Origin of the sequence: Paracnuella aquatica (assembly GCF_003332885.2) — a bacterium.
Lineage (GTDB): Bacteria > Bacteroidota > Bacteroidia > Chitinophagales > Chitinophagaceae > Flavisolibacter > Flavisolibacter aquaticus.
In genome coordinates this window covers 888,013-905,106 of the sequence record NZ_QOWJ01000001.1, presented here as the reverse complement: position 1 = coordinate 905,106, position 17,094 = coordinate 888,013, and the positions used below count along the sequence as shown (strand labels likewise).

18 protein-coding genes and 1 tRNA gene are annotated in these 17,094 nt (G+C 50.0%); 17 read left to right on the top strand and 2 right to left on the bottom strand.

The genetic code is table 11. From position 1 onward, the window contains the following. Positions 1-12 precede the first annotated feature (12 nt). The 5 genes from hisC (at position 13) to DRJ53_RS03930 (ending at position 5,876) form a co-directional block, all read left to right on the top strand. Positions 13-1,074: a histidinol-phosphate transaminase gene (gene hisC / locus DRJ53_RS03950; RefSeq protein WP_114234243.1), complete on the top strand. Its 1,062-nt coding sequence runs from the start codon at positions 13-15 to the stop codon at positions 1,072-1,074. A 25-nt stretch (positions 1,075-1,099) separates the two neighbouring features. Further along, positions 1,100-2,368, top strand: coding sequence for a PQQ-dependent sugar dehydrogenase (locus tag DRJ53_RS03945; protein WP_114234242.1), 1,269 nt, complete (start codon positions 1,100-1,102; stop codon positions 2,366-2,368). Then, on the top strand, positions 2,368-2,802 hold the full coding sequence (locus tag DRJ53_RS03940; RefSeq protein ID WP_114234241.1) for a c-type cytochrome: 435 nt from the start codon (positions 2,368-2,370) through the stop codon (positions 2,800-2,802). Before DRJ53_RS03945 ends, DRJ53_RS03940 begins: the two co-directional genes overlap by 1 nt. A 38-nt stretch (positions 2,803-2,840) precedes the next feature. Beyond that, on the top strand, positions 2,841-3,983 hold the full coding sequence (gene hisB, locus DRJ53_RS03935) for a bifunctional histidinol-phosphatase/imidazoleglycerol-phosphate dehydratase HisB (protein ID WP_114234240.1): 1,143 nt from the start codon (positions 2,841-2,843) through the stop codon (positions 3,981-3,983). 267 nt (positions 3,984-4,250) lie between these two features. Beyond that, on the top strand, positions 4,251-5,876 hold the full coding sequence (locus tag DRJ53_RS03930; RefSeq protein ID WP_114234239.1) for a catalase: 1,626 nt from the start codon (positions 4,251-4,253) through the stop codon (positions 5,874-5,876). A gap of 220 nt (positions 5,877-6,096) precedes the next feature. Here DRJ53_RS03930 and DRJ53_RS03920 read toward each other — a convergent pair whose 3' ends face one another. Beyond that, positions 6,097-6,381, bottom strand: a complete 285-nt coding sequence (locus DRJ53_RS03920) for a GNAT family N-acetyltransferase (RefSeq protein WP_114234238.1) — start codon at positions 6,379-6,381, stop codon at positions 6,097-6,099. A gap of 284 nt (positions 6,382-6,665) precedes the next feature. Here DRJ53_RS03920 and DRJ53_RS03910 point away from each other — a divergent pair, with 284 nt between their 5' ends. The 7 genes from DRJ53_RS03910 (at position 6,666) to trpA (ending at position 13,602) form a co-directional block, all read left to right on the top strand. After that, on the top strand, positions 6,666-8,081 hold the full coding sequence (locus tag DRJ53_RS03910; protein ID WP_114234236.1) for an anthranilate synthase component I family protein: 1,416 nt from the start codon (positions 6,666-6,668) through the stop codon (positions 8,079-8,081). 132 nt (positions 8,082-8,213) lie between these two features. Continuing rightward, complete coding sequence (locus tag DRJ53_RS03905) at positions 8,214-8,804, top strand: anthranilate synthase component II (RefSeq protein WP_114234235.1); 591 nt, start codon at positions 8,214-8,216, stop codon at positions 8,802-8,804. A gap of 10 nt (positions 8,805-8,814) precedes the next feature. Next, positions 8,815-9,807, top strand: a complete 993-nt coding sequence (trpD, locus tag DRJ53_RS03900) for an anthranilate phosphoribosyltransferase (RefSeq protein ID WP_114234234.1) — start codon at positions 8,815-8,817, stop codon at positions 9,805-9,807. Between the two features lie 76 nt (positions 9,808-9,883). Further along, positions 9,884-10,675, top strand: a complete 792-nt coding sequence (trpC, locus tag DRJ53_RS03895; RefSeq protein WP_114234233.1) for an indole-3-glycerol phosphate synthase TrpC — start codon at positions 9,884-9,886, stop codon at positions 10,673-10,675. Beyond that, the gene (locus tag DRJ53_RS03890) at positions 10,672-11,313 is read left to right on the top strand and encodes a phosphoribosylanthranilate isomerase (protein WP_114234232.1); all 642 of its coding nucleotides are present in this window, start codon (positions 10,672-10,674) and stop codon (positions 11,311-11,313) included. Before trpC ends, DRJ53_RS03890 begins: the two co-directional genes overlap by 4 nt. A gap of 147 nt (positions 11,314-11,460) precedes the next feature. After that, complete coding sequence (trpB, locus tag DRJ53_RS03885) at positions 11,461-12,678, top strand: tryptophan synthase subunit beta (protein WP_114234231.1); 1,218 nt, start codon at positions 11,461-11,463, stop codon at positions 12,676-12,678. A 153-nt stretch (positions 12,679-12,831) separates the two neighbouring features. Continuing rightward, a complete protein-coding gene (gene trpA, locus DRJ53_RS03880) occupies positions 12,832-13,602 on the top strand; it encodes a tryptophan synthase subunit alpha (protein ID WP_114234230.1) in 771 nt (256 codons plus the stop codon). A gap of 56 nt (positions 13,603-13,658) precedes the next feature. Here the strand turns inward: trpA and DRJ53_RS03875 are convergent. Further along, positions 13,659-13,731, bottom strand: a tRNA-Gly gene (locus DRJ53_RS03875). Between the two features lie 62 nt (positions 13,732-13,793). Between DRJ53_RS03875 and hisH the strand changes: the two genes are divergently transcribed. The 5 genes from hisH (at position 13,794) to hisIE (ending at position 17,091) form a co-directional block, all read left to right on the top strand. Further along, complete coding sequence (hisH, locus tag DRJ53_RS03870) at positions 13,794-14,432, top strand: imidazole glycerol phosphate synthase subunit HisH (RefSeq protein WP_114234449.1); 639 nt, start codon at positions 13,794-13,796, stop codon at positions 14,430-14,432. Further along, positions 14,429-14,839 carry a GNAT family N-acetyltransferase gene (locus DRJ53_RS03865; protein ID WP_114234229.1) on the top strand — a complete coding sequence of 137 codons (411 nt, stop codon included), beginning with the start codon at positions 14,429-14,431 and terminating at the stop codon, positions 14,837-14,839. The genes hisH and DRJ53_RS03865 overlap by 4 nt, the downstream gene beginning before the upstream one ends. Next, complete coding sequence (gene hisA, locus DRJ53_RS03860) at positions 14,836-15,555, top strand: 1-(5-phosphoribosyl)-5-[(5-phosphoribosylamino)methylideneamino]imidazole-4-carboxamide isomerase (RefSeq protein ID WP_114234228.1); 720 nt, start codon at positions 14,836-14,838, stop codon at positions 15,553-15,555. The genes DRJ53_RS03865 and hisA overlap by 4 nt, the downstream gene beginning before the upstream one ends. Before the next feature lie 66 nt (positions 15,556-15,621). Then, positions 15,622-16,410: an imidazole glycerol phosphate synthase subunit HisF gene (hisF, locus tag DRJ53_RS03855; protein WP_114234227.1), complete on the top strand. Its 789-nt coding sequence runs from the start codon at positions 15,622-15,624 to the stop codon at positions 16,408-16,410. A gap of 81 nt (positions 16,411-16,491) precedes the next feature. Then, the gene (gene hisIE, locus DRJ53_RS03850) at positions 16,492-17,091 is read left to right on the top strand and encodes a bifunctional phosphoribosyl-AMP cyclohydrolase/phosphoribosyl-ATP diphosphatase HisIE (protein WP_114234226.1); all 600 of its coding nucleotides are present in this window, start codon (positions 16,492-16,494) and stop codon (positions 17,089-17,091) included. The last annotated feature ends 3 nt before the right edge of the window (positions 17,092-17,094 follow it).

Genomic DNA, 17,094 nt, shown 5'->3' with positions numbered 1-17,094 from the left:
TAACTGGAACCAATGAATTTTGATATCAACAATATCGTTCGGGAAAATATAAAAAACCTGAAACCTTACTCATCGGCCCGCGACGAGTTTAAAGGTGAAGCCCGCATTTTTTTAGATGCAAACGAAAACAGCCTTGGTTCGCCGTTGACGAAATGGTACAACCGTTACCCCGATCCGCTGCAATGGAGCCTCAAAGAAAAGATCGCGAAGATCAAAGCCACGAAGCCCGAAAATATTTTGCTGGGCAACGGCTCCGACGAATGCATTGACCTGCTGATCCGCGCCTTTTGCGAACCGGCGCAGGATAACATTGTTATTGTACCGCCAACATATGGCATGTACGAGGTGTATGCACACATCAATAATGTGCCGGTAAAAAGCATTCCGCTGCTGCCCAATTTTCAACTGAACCTTGATGCGCTGGCCGAAGAAGTGGATGCCCGCACCAAGATCATTTTTTTGTGCTCGCCCAATAACCCCACCGGCAACAGCCTGCACCGCGAGGACATCGAACTGGTGCTGAATAATTTTGACGGATTGGTAGTGGTGGATGAAGCTTATATCAATTTCAGCCGGCAGCGTTCGTTCATTGCCGACCTGGCCGATTACCCCAACCTGGTGATTTTGCAAACCTTTTCCAAAGCATGGGGCCTGGCTGCTTTACGCCTCGGCATGACCATCGCATCTGCCGAGATCATCAGCATATTAAACAAGATCAAGCCGCCTTACAACATCAACCAGGCCACGCAGGAGCTAGCTTCTAAAGCACTGGATAACCTGAAAGGTGTGAATGCTATGATCACCGAACTGGTAAAGGAACGGGAAGTGTTGGCAAGTGGACTGAAACAGTTGCCAATCGTGCAGGAGGTTTACCCAACCGATGCTAATTTTATTTTGGCAAAAGTAGCCGATGCCAATGGGGTGTATGATTTCTTGGTGGCGCAAGGCATCATTGTTCGCAACCGCAGCAACGTAATTTTGTGCGAAGGTTGTTTGCGCATCACAGTGGGCACCGAGCGGGAAAATAAGGAACTGATGCAGCAGCTGCAGCAATTTGCGGCGGCAACGGTTTGATCATTTGCCAAAAAAAGTACAACATATGAAACCAAAAGTCTTGTTGTTGCTTCCACACCTGATGTTTTTCACTGTAGCATTAAATGCCGCGGACACCACCCGGGTGGCGCCATCTACTATTAGTTTGCCCACCGGTTTTACCAGCACCGTTGTAGCCGAAAACCTGGGCCAGGCAAGGCATATAGCGGTGCATCCCAGTGGTGATATTTATGTAAAACTGGGCAAGCTTAGTGAAGGCAAAGGCATTGTTGGGTTGCGTGATACCAACGGCGATGGCAAGGCTGATAAAATCACGTCGTTTGGCGAATACCCGGGTACCGGTATTGCCATCAAAAATGGCTACCTGTATGCATCGTCGAACAGCGAAGTGTACCGGTACAAACTCACCAACCGCAACGAAATTGAAGACATAGATAAACCTGAACTTGTCGTAACCGGTTTGGTGGACCGTGGCCAGCACAATTCAAAATCATTAGCATTGGACAATGCAGGCAACCTGTATGTAAATGTGGGTGCGCCGTCCAATGCCTGCCAGGTGCAGGACCGCACGAAGGGTTCGCCGGGACAGGATCCATGCCCCATTTTAGAAACGGCCGGCGGCATCTGGCAATTTAGAGCAGATGGCAAGGGTCAAACCTATGCGCAGGGCACCCGGTATGCTACCGGCCTGCGCAACGTGGTGGGGCTCGACTGGAACACGCAAACCAATTCGCTGTTCGTAATGCAGCACGGCCGCGATCAACTGGCTTATCTTTTTCCGAACCTGTACGACTCGCTGCAAAGTGCCGAACTGCCTGCTGAGGAAATGTTTGAAGTAAAAAAAGCGGGTGCCGATTTTGGCTGGCCTTATTGCTACTACGACGGTACCCGCAACCAAAAAGTGTTGGCGCCGGAATACGGCGGCGATGGTAAAAAAGCGGAACGTTGTGCAGGCGTGCAAGCGCCGGTTCAGGCGTTTCCCGCTCATATGGCACCCAATGGGTTGCTGTTTTACACCGGCAACCAATTTCCCGAAAAATACCGCAACGGTGCCTTCATTGCATTTCATGGTTCATGGAACCGGACGCCGCTGCCGCAAAAAGGATATTTCGTAGCATTTGTGCCGTTTGCTAATGGCAAGCCTTCCGGCCCGTGGGAAATTTTTGCCGATGGCTTTGCGGGCACCGAAACTATTACAGCACCCGGCAGGGCGCAGTACCGCCCTTGCGGTTTGGCGCAGGGCGCCGATGGTGCGCTGTATGTTACCGATGACGCCAATGGCACAGTTTGGAAAATCAGTTACAAACCTGCATGATGAAAACATTTGTTTATGCCCTTTTCTTGATGGGCATTTGTATAAGCGCTGCCGCGCAAACGAAAAAGCCGGATGCAAAAGCTACGGTGCCATCGGCAGTAGTGATGGAGCGGGGCAAAGCTGTTTACACTACCAATTGTTTGCCCTGCCACCAGGAAGATGGATCGGGTGTGCCGCACCTCAATCCACCGCTGACACCCAACGAATGGGTAGCTGGCGCAAAACCGCGCCTGATCAACTTGGTGCTGCATGGTTCACAAGGGCAGGTGGTTATCGACGGCGACCGATGGTCCAATAGCATGCCTGCAAACACGCACCTTACCGATGCGCAAATAGCAGATGTGCTTACGTATGTGCGCCATTCATTTGGTAACAATGCCGGCGCCGTTAGCGCCGCGGAAGTAAAAGCGGAACGGGCAAAAAAGAAATCATAAAAACAGATCCGGTTGATGATCCGGAAATACAATACAGCATGGCAAAAAAAGTTTTATTCATCGACCGCGATGGCACATTGATACAGGAAGCACCACCCACTTACCAGATCGATGCATGGGAAAAATTAAAGTTCTACCCCATGGCATTTACCTACATGGCCAAGATTGCTACTGAGTTGGATTTTGAGTTGGTGATGGTAAGCAACCAAGATGGTTTAGGCACAGATTCATTTCCCGAAACAGACTTTCATCCACTGCACCAGCATGTGATGGACTCGTTTGCCAGCGAAGGCGTGCATTTTTCCGAAGTGCTCATTGACCGCAGCTTTCCGCACGAAAATTTGCCTACCCGCAAGCCCGGTACCGGCATGATGTTGCACTACCTCAACAACGATGCTTACGACATTCTCGGGTCGTTTGTAATTGGCGACCGCATTACCGATGTGCAATTGGCGAAGAACTTGGGTTGCAAAGCCATTTGGCTCAACAACAACCCGGCGCTGGGTGCTGCAGAAGTGAGCGACGAACAAGCTGCACTGTCTGAGGTGGTGGCATTGGAAACAACCGACTGGAAAGCCATCTACGAGTTTTTAAAATTGGGTGAACGAGTGGTGGAACATTCCCGCAACACCAGCGAAACAGGCATATCAGTTCGGCTGAATTTAGATGGCACTGGCAAAGCAAATATCAAAACCGGCCTGCATTTTTTTGATCACATGCTCGACCAGATTGCCCGGCACGGCATGATTGATTTGGAAGTAATTGCTAAAGGCGACCTGCACATCGACGAACACCACACCATTGAAGATACCGGCATTACCTTGGGTGAAGCGTTTGCGCAGGCATTGGGCAATAAACGCGGCATCGAACGCTACGGGTTTGCTTTGCCCATGGATGAAGCGGAGGCGAAAGTGCTGATTGATTTTGGGGGCCGCAACTGGATTGTTTGGAATGCAACTTTTTGCCGCGAAAGGGTAGGAGATGTACCCACAGAAATGTTCTTCCATTTCTTTAAATCGTTTTCCGATGCGGCCCGTTGCAACCTCAACATCGAGTGCCGCGGCGATAACGAACATCATAAGATCGAGGCCATCTTCAAGGCATTTGCAAAAGCCATTAAAATGGCGGTTCGCCGGGATGCATCGAGCAACCAATTGCCGAGCACGAAAGGTGTTTTGTAAAAAAGATATTTGCCCAAATAAAAACAGGTGGCTCACATGAGCCGCCTGTTTTTATTTTATTAAGGATTGTTTGTGATGGAGCTCGGGCAACATTTTTGCAGCATGAAAAAACGAACAGCGTTTTTAGCATTTCAAAACATTTATAAAAAAATATAGGCGGTGTCTATTGGCTATTGTACTTTTCTATAACGCCGCTTGACGCAGCTTTTGTTGCTTTGTTGCGCCTAACTTTGGCTACCGCTCTTTTTAACACCTAAACACATCCATATGAATCAGGATCAAAACAAGCCCGATGCTGCCGGAAATGGCAATGGCCATTCGGGCAGTAATGGCCAGTCTGGAAATAATCAGCTCACCACCCGCCAGGGTCACCCGGTGTTCGATAACCAGAACCTGCGTACGGTGGGCAACCGTGGGCCGGCCACAATGGAGAACTATCATTTCCTGGAAAAAATGTCGCACTTCGATCGTGAACGGGTGCCTGAACGTGTGGTGCATGCCCGCGGTGCCGGGGCACATGGTTATTTTGAAGCGTATGGCACTGTTGGCAACGATCCGGTTTCGAAATATACCCGTGCAAAACTGTTCCAGGAAAAAGGTAAAAGAACGCCTGTATTTGTGCGGTTTTCAACTGTTATTCATGGCCTGCATTCACCGGAAACATTGCGCGACCCTCGCGGTTTTGCGGTGAAATTTTATACCGAAGATGGCAACTGGGATCTCGTGGGCAACAACCTGAAAATCTTCTTTATCCGCGACGCGATCAAGTTCCCCGATTTTATCCATGCCTTCAAGCCCGATCCGATTACGAATATCCAGGATGGGCAGCGGCAGTTCGATTTTATTTCGCATACGCCTGAGGCAATGCACATGATCACCTTCCTGTTTTCGCCATGGGGTATCCCGGCCAGCTACCGCCACATGCAGGGCTCCGGTGTAAACACATACAAATGGGTAAATGCCGATGGTGAAGCCGTGCTGGTAAAATACCATTGGGAGCCCAAGCAGGGCATTAAAAACCTGACCTCGGCACAGGCGCAGGAGATTCAAGGCAAAAATTTCAACCACGCTACGCAAGACCTGTACGAATCCATCAAGAACGGTGATTATCCCGAGTGGGAACTGTTTGTACAGATCATGAGCGATGATGAACATCCGGAGCTGGATTTCGATCCGCTGGACGATACCAAACTGTGGCCGCAAGACCAGTTCCCCTGGCTGCCTGTAGGCCGCATGGTGCTCGATCGCAACCCGTCGGATTTCCATAATGAAGTGGAACTGTCGGCCTTTGGTACCGGCGTACTGGTGGATGGTCTTGATTTTTCGGACGATAAAATGCTGCAGGGCAGAACGTTCTCCTATTCAGATACACAGCGTTACCGCGTAGGTACCAACTATTTACAACTGCCGATTAACGCACCTAAAAGCCATGTGGCTACTAACCAGCGTGGCGGGCAAATGTCGTTTAAAGTGGACCTGGCCGAAGGGCAAAATCCGCATGTGAACTACGAGCCTTCCTCGCTGAATGGATTGCAGGAAGCGGCTAAGCGCGGTAAAGATTACGAGCCGCAATACAATGCACGCCTGGTGCGCCAGCGCATCGATCGCACCAACGATTTTAAGCAAGCCGGTGAAACTTACCGCAACTTTGAAGATTGGGAACGCGATGAACTGATCCTGAACCTGGTAAACACGTTGAAGCCTGTTGCGCAACATATCCAGGATAAAATGATCGAAATGTTTACGGCTTGCGATGAAGATTACGGTCGCCGCGTAGCTGAAGGCCTACGGGCCGGAAGCAACGGAAACGGCTCCCATCAAATCGGCACCAGAGACGAGCAGGACGCCGTAAACCAGGCGGAGAATGAGTCGAAGGAAGCCAGGCCGTATTGAGGAGTTGATTGTTGACAGTTGGTAGTTGATAGTAAAAAGCAATTGCCAAGTTCATAAAAATTGAAAAGGCTGCCTGAGTGCAGCCTTTTCAATTTTATTTTCATGTTTGAATAATAAACAAATAGCGGCAAAAGTTCACAACTACCAACTACCAACTACCAACTACCAACTACCAACTACCAACTACCAACTACCAACTACCAATTAACAACATACCTTCCTACGCCAGCACATCCACAAAGTCCGGCTTTTTTTCAAAAATGGCTTTGGCAAAAGGGCACACGGGCACCACTTTAAAATCATATTTGCGGGCATGCTCCACGGCGGCATGTACCAGCTCGTAGCCAACATTTTGTCCGCGTAACTCCTCATCCACACCGGTGTGTTCAATGATCATTTTACCATCGTCGGTAACGGCATACACCAGTTCTGCGGCACGTTCGCCTTCTTCGCCGGGAATATAAAACAGGCCATGGGTGCCGGACATCTTATGTTGTATGTTCATGTGCAGTGATTTTTATTGAAGCTAAAAATTATTTGTTCAAATGCGCCTTGTATTGCATATTTGCATACGATGAAAAAGATCAACAACATGCAGTGGTGGTGGCATTCAAATTCTTAACGGGGTTTGTTCTGTCCTATCTGCATGTATCAAGATATTCAGGCCCCGGTTTTTCCGGGGCTTTTTTTATTCCATTTAGCAAACTGGTGTTGCGCAAAAATGATTCCAAAAGGTAGCCAACAGGCGCCGGCAAGAACAATTGGGCGAGCACAGGAAATATTGGGTTGATGAAAAAAATACTGATCGAAACCACCGCCAAAAAAATGCTGGCCGACCTGTACACACCGGTGGGCATTTACCTGCGGCTGCGCGACCGCTTCCGGGATACGATCCTTTTGGAAAGCACCGACCACCACGTTGCCGAAAATAGTTTTTCGTTTATCTGCATCAATGCCATTGGCGGCATCGAGGTGCAAAGCAGCGACAAGGCCGAGTTCAAATTGCCTGGAGCAGAGCCGCAGAAAGTGGCGTTGGCCGGACAAAAAATTGAAGACGTTTTATACAATTTTTTACAGCGGTTTGAAGGCACCAGCAACGATCCAAAAGTGGCGCAATTTGCGCAGGGGCTATACGGGTATTGTTCTTTCGATGCAGTGCAGTTATTCGAGACCGTTAGTTTTAAAAAAGACGGCGGCAACGAAACGGCTATTCCATTGGCGCGGTACCGGTTGTATCAGTATGTAATTGCCATCAACCATTTTAAAGACGAATTGTGGCTCATTGAAAACAAGGTGGACGGCGTTGAAAGCGAACTGGCGCTGGTTGAATCGCTCATCCGCAGCCGCGATTTGCCGGTGTATCCGTTCCGTGCTGTTGCATCCGAAACATCGAACATGACGGATGAAGATTATATGGAAATGGTGCGCAAGGGCATACAAAGTTGTCACCGTGGCGATGTATTTCAAATTGTACTCAGCCGCCGCTACCAGCAATCGTTTATCGGCGATGAAATAGCGGTGTACCGGGCCTTGCGCAATATTAATCCTTCGCCGTACCTGTTCTTTTTTGATTATGGCGATTACAAACTAATGGGCTCGTCGCCTGAGGCGCAGGTAATCATCCGCAACGGTAAGGCGGTGGTGCATCCTATTGCGGGGACATTCCGCCGCAGTGGCGACGATGCTGTAGATGCACAAGCCGCTGAAGACCTGCTAAAAGATCCTAAAGAAAATGCCGAACACGTAATGCTGGTGGACCTGGCCCGCAACGATCTGAGTACCGTGTGTAAAGATGTGAATGTGGCGCATTACCGGCAGGTGCATTACTATTCGCATGTCATTCACCTGGTGAGCGAAGTGGTGGGCACAGTGCCTGATGGTACCAATCCGTTTGCAGTGCTGGCAAAGACATTTCCCGCCGGTACATTAAGTGGTGCTCCTAAATACAGGGCCATGCAATTGATTGATGCATACGAACCCACACCCCGCAGTTACTATGGCGGCGCCATTGGTTTTGTGGGCTTGAACGGCAGCTGCAACCACGCCATTATGATCCGCACATTTTTGAGTAAGAATAATACGTTGTACAGCCAGGCCGGTGCCGGTGTAGTGGCAGCCAGCAAGCCGGAAAGTGAGTTAAAGGAAGTGGAAAATAAACTGAACGCATTAAAAGCCGCGGTGAAGCTGGCCGAAACATTATCGTGAATGGTGAATGGGCAATGGTGATGGTGATGAGAACTTTGCCGATTTGCGATTTTGGATTTTCGATTGACGATTTAAGTATAGCATTGACCATTGACGTTTGCCGTTTCACGACAAACTACCAAGAACAGTAACATGAACATCCTAGTTTTCGATAATTACGATTCATTTACCTACAACCTGGTGCACCTGGTGGAAAAGATCACCGGCGCCAAGGTGGATGTATATCGCAACGACCAGATTTCGTTAGATGATGTTGCGAAGTACGATAAGATCATTCTTTCGCCGGGCCCAGGTATACCGGAAGAGGCAGGGCTGATGCTGGAGCTGATCAAACGCTACGCTGCCAGCAAATCGATACTGGGTGTATGTTTGGGCCACCAGGCAATTGGCGAGGCATTTGGCGGAAAGTTGAAGAATTTAGCAACAGTATACCACGGCGTGGCCACACCGGTGCAGGTTGTGCAGGAAGAAAAAGCAACATCCAATAAGGCCGATTTATTCGCCTGTCTGCCAAAGGAAATTGAAGTGGGCCGTTATCATAGCTGGGTAGTGGAGCAAACTGGTTTTCCCGACGTGCTTGAAGTGACAGCCGTAGATGGCGAAGGATACATTATGGCGCTGCGCCACAAAGAATACGATGTGCAGGGTGTGCAATTTCACCCGGAAAGTGTGCTGACGCCCGCTGGTGAAACAATATTGAAAAACTGGTTAATGCCCCGTTAGGGATAACAGTATGAAAAAGATTTTACAGTATTTATTTGAATACAAAACCCTGTCGCAGCAGGCTGCCAAAGACATCATGCTGGGCATTGGCAAGGGCGTGTACAACGAAACCGAGATCGCTTCGTTCATCACCGTGTTTATGATGCGCAGCATTACCATCGAGGAGCTGCAGGGCTTTCGCGAAGGCCTGCTTGAAATGTGTGTGCCGGTCAACCTGAACGGCCATCGTGTAATGGACATTGTGGGCACGGGCGGCGACGGCAAAAACACGTTCAACATTTCAACACTTGCGTGTTTTATTGTAGCAGGTGCGGGGCAAAAGGTAGCTAAACATGGGAACTATGGTGCTACTTCTGTCAGCGGTGCATCGAATGTGATGGAGCAGTTAGGCTACACTTTTAAAAGCGGCAACGATGCGCTGAACCGCGAGCTCGATGAAGCGAACATTTGTTTTTTACATGCACCCATTTTTCACCCGGCGTTGAAAACCGTGTCGGTGAGCCGCAAGAATTTTGGCCTGCGTACTTTTTTCAATATGCTCGGCCCGATGGTGAACCCCGCCAACCCGGAATACCAATTGGTGGGTGTGTTTAACCTGGAAATGGCCCGCATTTACAATTACCTCCTGCAGCAAAGCGGCAAGCCATTTACCATTATTCATGGTTTGGATGGCTATGATGAAATTTCTCTGACCAACGACACGAAGGTAATTACCAATAAAGGCGAACAAGTATTGTCAGCGCAGGTCCTGGGCAAACGCACCGTGCAGCCCTCGGATATATTCGGCGGCAACACACCGGAAGAAGCAGCAAAGCTGTTTAAAACAATCATCAGCGGAAAGGGCTCCTGGGCACAAAACGCAGTGGTGCTGGCAAACGCGGCGATGGCGCTGCAATGCACGGGCAACTATCCAGATTATGAAGATGCATATGCCGCCGCTGTCAATAGTTTGGAAAGCGGCGTCGCAAAAGCCTGCCTTGATAAGCTGGTAGCGATGCAATAAAAGCAAAATTTAGTACACGATTATTCATTGACCATTCACGATTCACGTTTCACGTCTCACGAACCTCCACACAACCATGAACATCCTCGACGAAATAGTAGGCTATAAGAAAATTGAAGTGGCGCAGCGCAAGGCGGAAATGCCGATGGAATTGTTGGAGCGACAGCGCCTGTTTTTGCGGCCGGCACTTTCCCTGAAACGATTCATACTGGATGCAAGCCGCACCGGCATCATCGCCGAATTCAAACGGCAGTCGCCTTCCAAAGGCGTGATCAACGGAACGGCCGATGTGGTGGATGTTACAACGGCCTATGCCAACAACGGCGCTTCGGGGCTGTCGGTGCTCACTGATTATCCTTCGTTTGGCGGCACCACCGAAGACCTGGTGCAGGCACGGATCAACGAAATTCCCATCCTGCGCAAGGAGTTTATTGTAGACGAATACCAGATCTACGAAGCAAAAGCCATGGGTGCCGATGTTGTGTTGCTGATTGCGGCCATTCTTACACCAGAAGAGGTGAAAGAGTTTACGATGACGGCCCACAGCCTGGGCCTGGAAGTAATCCTAGAAGTGCATGATGAAGCGGAGATGGACCAATTCAACGACCGCGTGGACATCGTGGGTGTGAACAACCGCAACCTCAAGACCTTTGAAGTTTCGCTGGAAACATCCGTACATTTAAGCCGACTAATTCCGGGCGATAAAATAAAGATCTCAGAAAGCGGCATTCACCAGGTTGCCGACATCCGCTACCTGCGGCAGGCCGGCTACCACGGTTTTTTGATTGGTGAAAATTTTATGAAAAGCCCCGACCCGGCGCTTGCCTTTATGAAGTTTGTTTCCGAATTAAACGAAACCGACGTATGAGAATAAAGGTATGCGGCATGATACAAAGGGAACAGGTGGATGCATTGGCAGACATCGGGGTTTCCTTTGCCGGCTTTATATTTTACCCCAAGAGCCCCCGCTATGTTTTCCGCGAAATGACGGCCTCGCAAATCCGCAAGGTGAACAACATCAACAAGGTGGGTGTTTTTGTAAACACGCCGATTGATGAAGTGCTGCACCTGGTAGATGAATGCAGGCTGCATATGGTGCAGTTGCACGGCGATGAATCGCCGCAGTACTGCTCCAAGATCGCCGATTATATTTCAGTGGTAAAAGCCTTCCGGCTCAGTGATGGCGACAGCGTGGAATGGATGGTGCGGCCTTATATGGAAGTGTGCGATCATTTTTTGTTCGATACGATGGGAGCGGGGTATGGCGGCACGGGTAAAAAGTTTGACTGGACAGTGCTGAAAGGTCAACAAATAGAAAAGCCTTTTTTCCTGAGTGGCGGTATTGAAAGCGGCGATGAAGATCAGTTAAAAACATTTGCCCAAACATCGGTTGCAAAAGACCTGTTTGCCGTGGACATCAACAGCAAATTTGAAATAAGCCCCGGCATCAAAGACCTCGACCTGGTGCGCCAGTTTGCTGCCAACCTGAATGGTGAAGCAAAATAAAAACAAGCCAATTGCTTCGTTGAAAAAAATAAAATCCTTTGTCCCACTTTGTTCCTTCGTGTCTTAGTGGTTCAAACAATAAAATAAGTTGAACAGCATTGGTGCCGTACAAGTGTGCGACGCAACCGGTGCCCAATAGCAATACAAATGCCGACAACAACATCATACAAACAACCGACCGAGCAGGGTTATTACGGCAAATTTGGCGGCGCCTACATCCCGGAAATGTTGCACCGCAACGTGGAAGAATTGCAGGCCCGTTACCTCGAGATCATGCAGGATGCGCAGTTCCGGAAGGAGTATGCAGCGCTGCTGCGCGATTATGTGGGCCGCCCAACGCCGTTGTATTTGGCAAGCCGGCTCAGTGCGCATTTCGGCACCAATATTTACCTCAAACGCGAAGACCTGTGCCACACCGGTGCGCATAAAGTAAACAATACGGTTGGTCAGATTTTGCTGGCCGAGCGGCTGGGCAAAAAGCGCATCATTGCCGAAACCGGCGCCGGCCAGCATGGTGTGGCAACGGCAACGGTTTGTGCATTGAAAGGCGTGGAATGCGTGGTGTACATGGGCGAAAAAGACATTGAGCGGCAGGCACCAAACGTGGCCCGCATGAAGATGCTAGGCGCTACCGTAGTGCCGGCAACCAGCGGTTCCAAAACGCTGAAAGACGCCACCAACGAGGCTATCCGCGCCTGGATCAACAACCCGCACGACACGCATTACATCATTGGTTCGGTGGTGGGGCCGCATCCTTACCCCGATATGGTGGCGCGTTTCCAAAGCATTATTTCGGAAGAAATGCGCTGGCAGTTGAACGAAAAAACGGGCTCCGAACTGCCCACGGCCGTCGTGGCCTGTGTGGGCGGCGGATCCAATGCGGCCGGCGCTTTTTATCATTTTCTCGACGAGCTAACGGTGCGCATTGTGGCGGTGGAAGCTGCTGGTCATGGTGTAACCAGCGGCCTCAGCGCGGCCACTACGGCACTGGGCAAAGACGGCGTGTTGCATGGCAGCCGCAGCCTGGTGATGCAAACCGACGATGGACAGGTGGTAGAGCCGCATTCCATTTCGGCCGGGTTGGATTATCCCGGAATTGGGCCCATGCATGCACATTTGTTTGATAGTGGTCGCGGCGAGTTTTTAAGCGCCACCGACGATGATGCATTGAAGGCTGCATTCCAGCTGGCAAAGCTTGAAGGCATCATCCCGGCACTCGAATCATCGCATGCACTGGCGGCACTCAACGATTTAAAATTTGGTGCCTCCGACAACGTGATCATCTGCCTTTCGGGTCGTGGCGATAAAGACCTGGCCACTTACATGAAGGCAATGGGTGTAGAAGGCAGCGAGGTTTCGGGATAATATTTTTGAGCCGGCTGCAGTGCCACTATTGGGCTGCTGTTGTGTCACTCACTTGTACGTCCCGAGCATTGCGCAGCAGGCTTTTCAACGACAATAAACATGCGGTAAATACCGCCAACAATAGATCCGGCCGCGGCCGGAAACGAAACAGAAATGAGTAGGATTCAACAACTTTTTGCCCGCAAACCGAAAGGTGTATTAAATGTGTACTGCACAGCGGGTTATCCAACGCTGGAAAGCACGGTGCCCGTAATGCAGGCACTGCAGCAGCATGGCGCCGATCTTATTGAACTGGGCATTCCCTACAGCGATCCCCTGGCCGATGGACCGGTGATCCAGGCAAGTGGCAGCAAAGCCATTGCCAACGGCATGACGGTAGCCCGACTATTTGAACAACTTAAAGATTTCCGGCAAACGATCAATGTGCCGGTTGTGCTGATGGGTTATTTCAACCAGGTGCTGCAATATGGCTTTGAACGTTTTTGCGCCGATGCCGCGGCAGTAGGCGTGGATGGCCTTATCCTGCCCGATCTGCCGATGTTTGAATTTGAACACATGTACGGCGCTACCATCAAAAAGCATGGGCTGGATTTTATTTTCCTCGTCACACCCGAAACTTCGGAAGAGCGCATTAAAAAGCTGGATGGCATGAGCACCGGGTTCTTATATGCGGTGTCTTCATCATCCACCACGGGCAGCGATAAAAAGTTGGAGGACAGCAACGCTTATTTTCAAAAGCTGCAATCGATGGGACTGCAAAACCCGGTGCTGATTGGTTTTGGCATCAAAGACAAACAAAGCTTTGATGCGGCCTGTGCATTTGCCAACGGCGCCATTATTGGCAGTGCTTATATCAAAGCGCTGGATGGAAAAAGCGATGTGGCTTCGGCAACAAAAGAGTTTTTATCGGGAGTACTCCAATAATTCATTCCATCTCTTCGGGAGATGGAATGTTTAAGTCAAAAAATAGTGTAGTGAAGAGCGGAAGACGGGACTCGAACCCGCTACCTACAGCTTGGGAAGCTGTCGCTCTACCAGGTGAGCTACTTCCGCGGTTTGAAAAATGAAGGATGATTTGAAAATAAAACAATTCGTCCGGTTTTAAAATTCTGATGATGAACATTGCAATTGTTCAATACAATGCGGGCAACATACAATCGGTGTTATATGCGCTGGAACGGCTGGGTGCGGACGCTAAAGTAACCGCCAACGCCGACGAGCTGCGCAGCGCCGACAAGGTTATTTTTCCCGGCGTGGGTGAAGCTGGTAGTGCTATGGATAGCCTGCGTGAAGGCGGGCTCGATAGTGTAATCAAATCCTTAAAGCAGCCGGTGCTCGGCATTTGCGTGGGCATGCAGCTGTTGTGCGCCCATTCCGAAGAAGGCAACACCGAATGTTTAGGCATTGTGCCCGTAGCAGTGCGCCGTTTCCCTGCAGCACTCAACAGCCACGACGAAGGCTTTATGCAGGTTGCAAATGGTGCCGGAAATTCGGTGCTGAAAGTACCGCAGGTGGGCTGGAATACGATCCAGGATTTAAGCTCACCGCTTTTTCAGCACATTCCCTCGGGCAGTTTTATTTACAACGTACATAGCTTTTATGCCGAGGACAGCGATTATACCATTGCCCGCTGTAACTACGGACTGACATATGCCGCGGCGGTACAAAAGGACAATTTTTACGGCGTGCAATTCCACACCGAAAAAAGCGCCGCAACCGGCGACCAGATCCTCAAAAACTTTTTAGCGCTGTGAGCATTGAGATCAAAGAAGTGCCGCTGCTAACGGTGTGGCATATGCGCCAAACGGTGATGTATCCCGAAATGACGCTGAAAGCCATGCAACTACCGGACGACGAAGCAGGCAAACACCTTGGTTTGTATGATGACGGCGTACTTTGTTCCGTCGTTTCTCTTTTTTGCCGCGGCGATTCGTTGCAATTTCGCAAGTTTGCTACTGTGGCGCATTTGCAGGGAAAAAGTTATGGCACAAAGCTGCTGCAGCATGTGTTTGCTGCCGCAAAACGGGATGGCATGCAACGCATCTGGTGTAATGCCCGCACAACCGCATTGCCTTTTTACCAGAAATTTGGGATGCAGCCGTTCGGCGAAACTTGGTTGGAGAACGGGCACGAGTTTATAAAAATGCAAATTGAATTATGACGATCATACCGGCTATAGATATCATTGATGGCAAATGTGTGCGCCTCACCCAAGGCGACTACAATCAAAAAACCGTGTACAATGAACACCCGCTTGAGGTGGCCAAGCAGTTTGAAGATGCCGGCCTTACCCGTTTGCACCTAGTGGACCTCGACGGCGCAAAAGCGGGGCAGGTGCGCAACTGGAAAGTGCTGGAAACTTTGGCCGCAAAAACGGGCATGATCATCGACTTTGGTGGCGGCGTGAAAGCGGAAAAAGATGTACAGATCATTCTGGACTCCGGTGCAGCGCTGGTTACGGTTGGTTCTATTGCGGTAAAAGACGAAACCTTGTTTGTTTCCTGGCTGCAGCGATTTGGCGCAGAAAAATTTTTACTGGGTGCCGATGTAAAAGATGAAAAGATTGCCGTGCATGGCTGGCTCGAAACCACCGATGTGTGGATCTATGATTTTATCCGCAAATATTTAGACCATGGCGTACAACAAATCTTTTGTACCGACGTAGCCAAAGATGGTGCATTACAAGGTCCGTCCACGCAGCTCTATAAAAACATCATCGCCGAGTTTCCGGAACTCCACTTCATTGCCAGTGGCGGCGTCAGTAACATTGATGATGTACACCAGCTTGCCGACATCGGCTGCAGCGGCGTCATCATTGGCAAAGCCATTTACGAAGGCCGCATTTCCCTGCAAGAACTGCAGAAGATCAGCAACTAAAAGCAGCAACCTGCAAAAGATGCCACGCCAATAATTAATAATCCATAATTAATAATTTCCCCAACCATGCCCACCGGCAACCCACAATCAATCAGCAACTTGGCCAAACGCATCATCCCGTGTTTGGATATCAAGGACGGCAGAACGGTAAAAGGCACCAACTTCGTGGAGCTGCGCGATGCCGGCGATCCCGTGGAACTGGCTGCACGCTACGCCGTTGAAGGCGCTGATGAACTGGTGTTTTTAGACATCACCGCCACTGTTGAAAAACGCAAGACCCTGGCCGAACTGGTGAAACGCATTGCCCACCGCATCAACATCCCGTTTACCGTTGGTGGTGGCATCCGCAGCGTGGAAGATGTCAGTGTGCTGCTGGGTTCCGGTGCCGATAAAGTGTCGATCAATACCGCAGCATTTCAAAACCCGGAGCTCATTTCCGGCATTGCAAAAGCAGCCGGCAGCCAGTGCGTGGTGTTGGCTATTGATACGCGGCTGGAAGAAGACGGTCAATGGTATGTTTACCTGAATGGCGGCCGCACCAAGACCGATGCGTTATGTTTTGAATGGGCCAAAAAGGCAGTGGAACTTGGGGCTGGCGAAATCCTGCTTACCTCCATGAACCATGACGGTACCAAAGCTGGCTTTGCGCTGGACATTACGCAACAACTGTCTGATGCGTTGCCCATCCCGGTTATTGCATCCGGTGGTGGCGGCACCAAGGAGCATTTTGTAGATGTGTTCCAGAGTGCACATGCCGATGCAGCGCTGGCGGCTTCTATTTTTCATTTTAAGGAAATTGCCATCCCCGACCTGAAACAACATCTAAAAGAAGCGGGCATCCCAGTACGCATATAGATTTGCTATTACGACCGCATCGACACCAAAACCTTCGTGTACCTTTATGTCTTCGTGCCTTCGTGGCCCAAACCAACTTACATGAAAATTGATTTTAAAAAATATGCCGATGGCCTGGTGCCTGCGGTGGTTCAGGATTACAACACAGCTAAAGTGCTGATGCTTGGCTTTATGAACGAGGAGGCTTTGCAAACCACCGAGCAAACCGGCCTCGTTACTTTCTTCAGCCGCAGCAAAGGCCGGCTTTGGACCAAAGGCGAAGAAAGCGGCAACCACCTGCAATTGCGCCAGATGCTGGTTGATTGCGACAATGATACCCTGCTCATCAAAGCCGAACCTACCGGGCCCGTGTGCCACACCGGCGCCGATACCTGCTGGAGCGAACGCAACCATAAGGACGACTTTTTGTATTACCTCGAAGACATCATCCGCCTGCGCCGCAGCAGCAACGACGAAACCTCTTATGTGCACAAGCTTTTTGGCAAAGGCATCAACAAAATTGCCCAGAAAGTAGGCGAGGAGGCAGTGGAAGTAGTAATCGAAGCGAAAGATGTTAATAGGGACCTATTTTTGGGCGAAGCGGCCGACCTGCTGTTTCATTATTTAATATTATTGCAGGCTAAAGACTGTTCGCTCCAGGACGTCATAGCCGTTTTAAAACAACGGCATCAACCTAAATGATCT

Coding starts and splice junctions, on each gene's coding strand:
- hisC (WP_114234243.1), top strand. CDS start 13: ATGAATTTTGATATCAACAATATCGTTCGGGAAAATATAAAAAACCTG.
- DRJ53_RS03945 (WP_114234242.1), top strand. CDS start 1,100: ATGAAACCAAAAGTCTTGTTGTTGCTTCCACACCTGATGTTTTTCACT.
- DRJ53_RS03940 (WP_114234241.1), top strand. CDS start 2,368: ATGAAAACATTTGTTTATGCCCTTTTCTTGATGGGCATTTGTATAAGC.
- hisB (WP_114234240.1), top strand. CDS start 2,841: ATGGCAAAAAAAGTTTTATTCATCGACCGCGATGGCACATTGATACAG.
- DRJ53_RS03930 (WP_114234239.1), top strand. CDS start 4,251: ATGAATCAGGATCAAAACAAGCCCGATGCTGCCGGAAATGGCAATGGC.
- DRJ53_RS03920 (WP_114234238.1), bottom strand. CDS start 6,381: ATGAACATACAACATAAGATGTCCGGCACCCATGGCCTGTTTTATATT.
- DRJ53_RS03910 (WP_114234236.1), top strand. CDS start 6,666: ATGAAAAAAATACTGATCGAAACCACCGCCAAAAAAATGCTGGCCGAC.
- DRJ53_RS03905 (WP_114234235.1), top strand. CDS start 8,214: ATGAACATCCTAGTTTTCGATAATTACGATTCATTTACCTACAACCTG.
- trpD (WP_114234234.1), top strand. CDS start 8,815: ATGAAAAAGATTTTACAGTATTTATTTGAATACAAAACCCTGTCGCAG.
- trpC (WP_114234233.1), top strand. CDS start 9,884: ATGAACATCCTCGACGAAATAGTAGGCTATAAGAAAATTGAAGTGGCG.
- DRJ53_RS03890 (WP_114234232.1), top strand. CDS start 10,672: ATGAGAATAAAGGTATGCGGCATGATACAAAGGGAACAGGTGGATGCA.
- trpB (WP_114234231.1), top strand. CDS start 11,461: ATGCCGACAACAACATCATACAAACAACCGACCGAGCAGGGTTATTAC.
- trpA (WP_114234230.1), top strand. CDS start 12,832: ATGAGTAGGATTCAACAACTTTTTGCCCGCAAACCGAAAGGTGTATTA.
- hisH (WP_114234449.1), top strand. CDS start 13,794: ATGAACATTGCAATTGTTCAATACAATGCGGGCAACATACAATCGGTG.
- hisA (WP_114234228.1), top strand. CDS start 14,836: ATGACGATCATACCGGCTATAGATATCATTGATGGCAAATGTGTGCGC.
- hisF (WP_114234227.1), top strand. CDS start 15,622: ATGCCCACCGGCAACCCACAATCAATCAGCAACTTGGCCAAACGCATC.
- hisIE (WP_114234226.1), top strand. CDS start 16,492: ATGAAAATTGATTTTAAAAAATATGCCGATGGCCTGGTGCCTGCGGTG.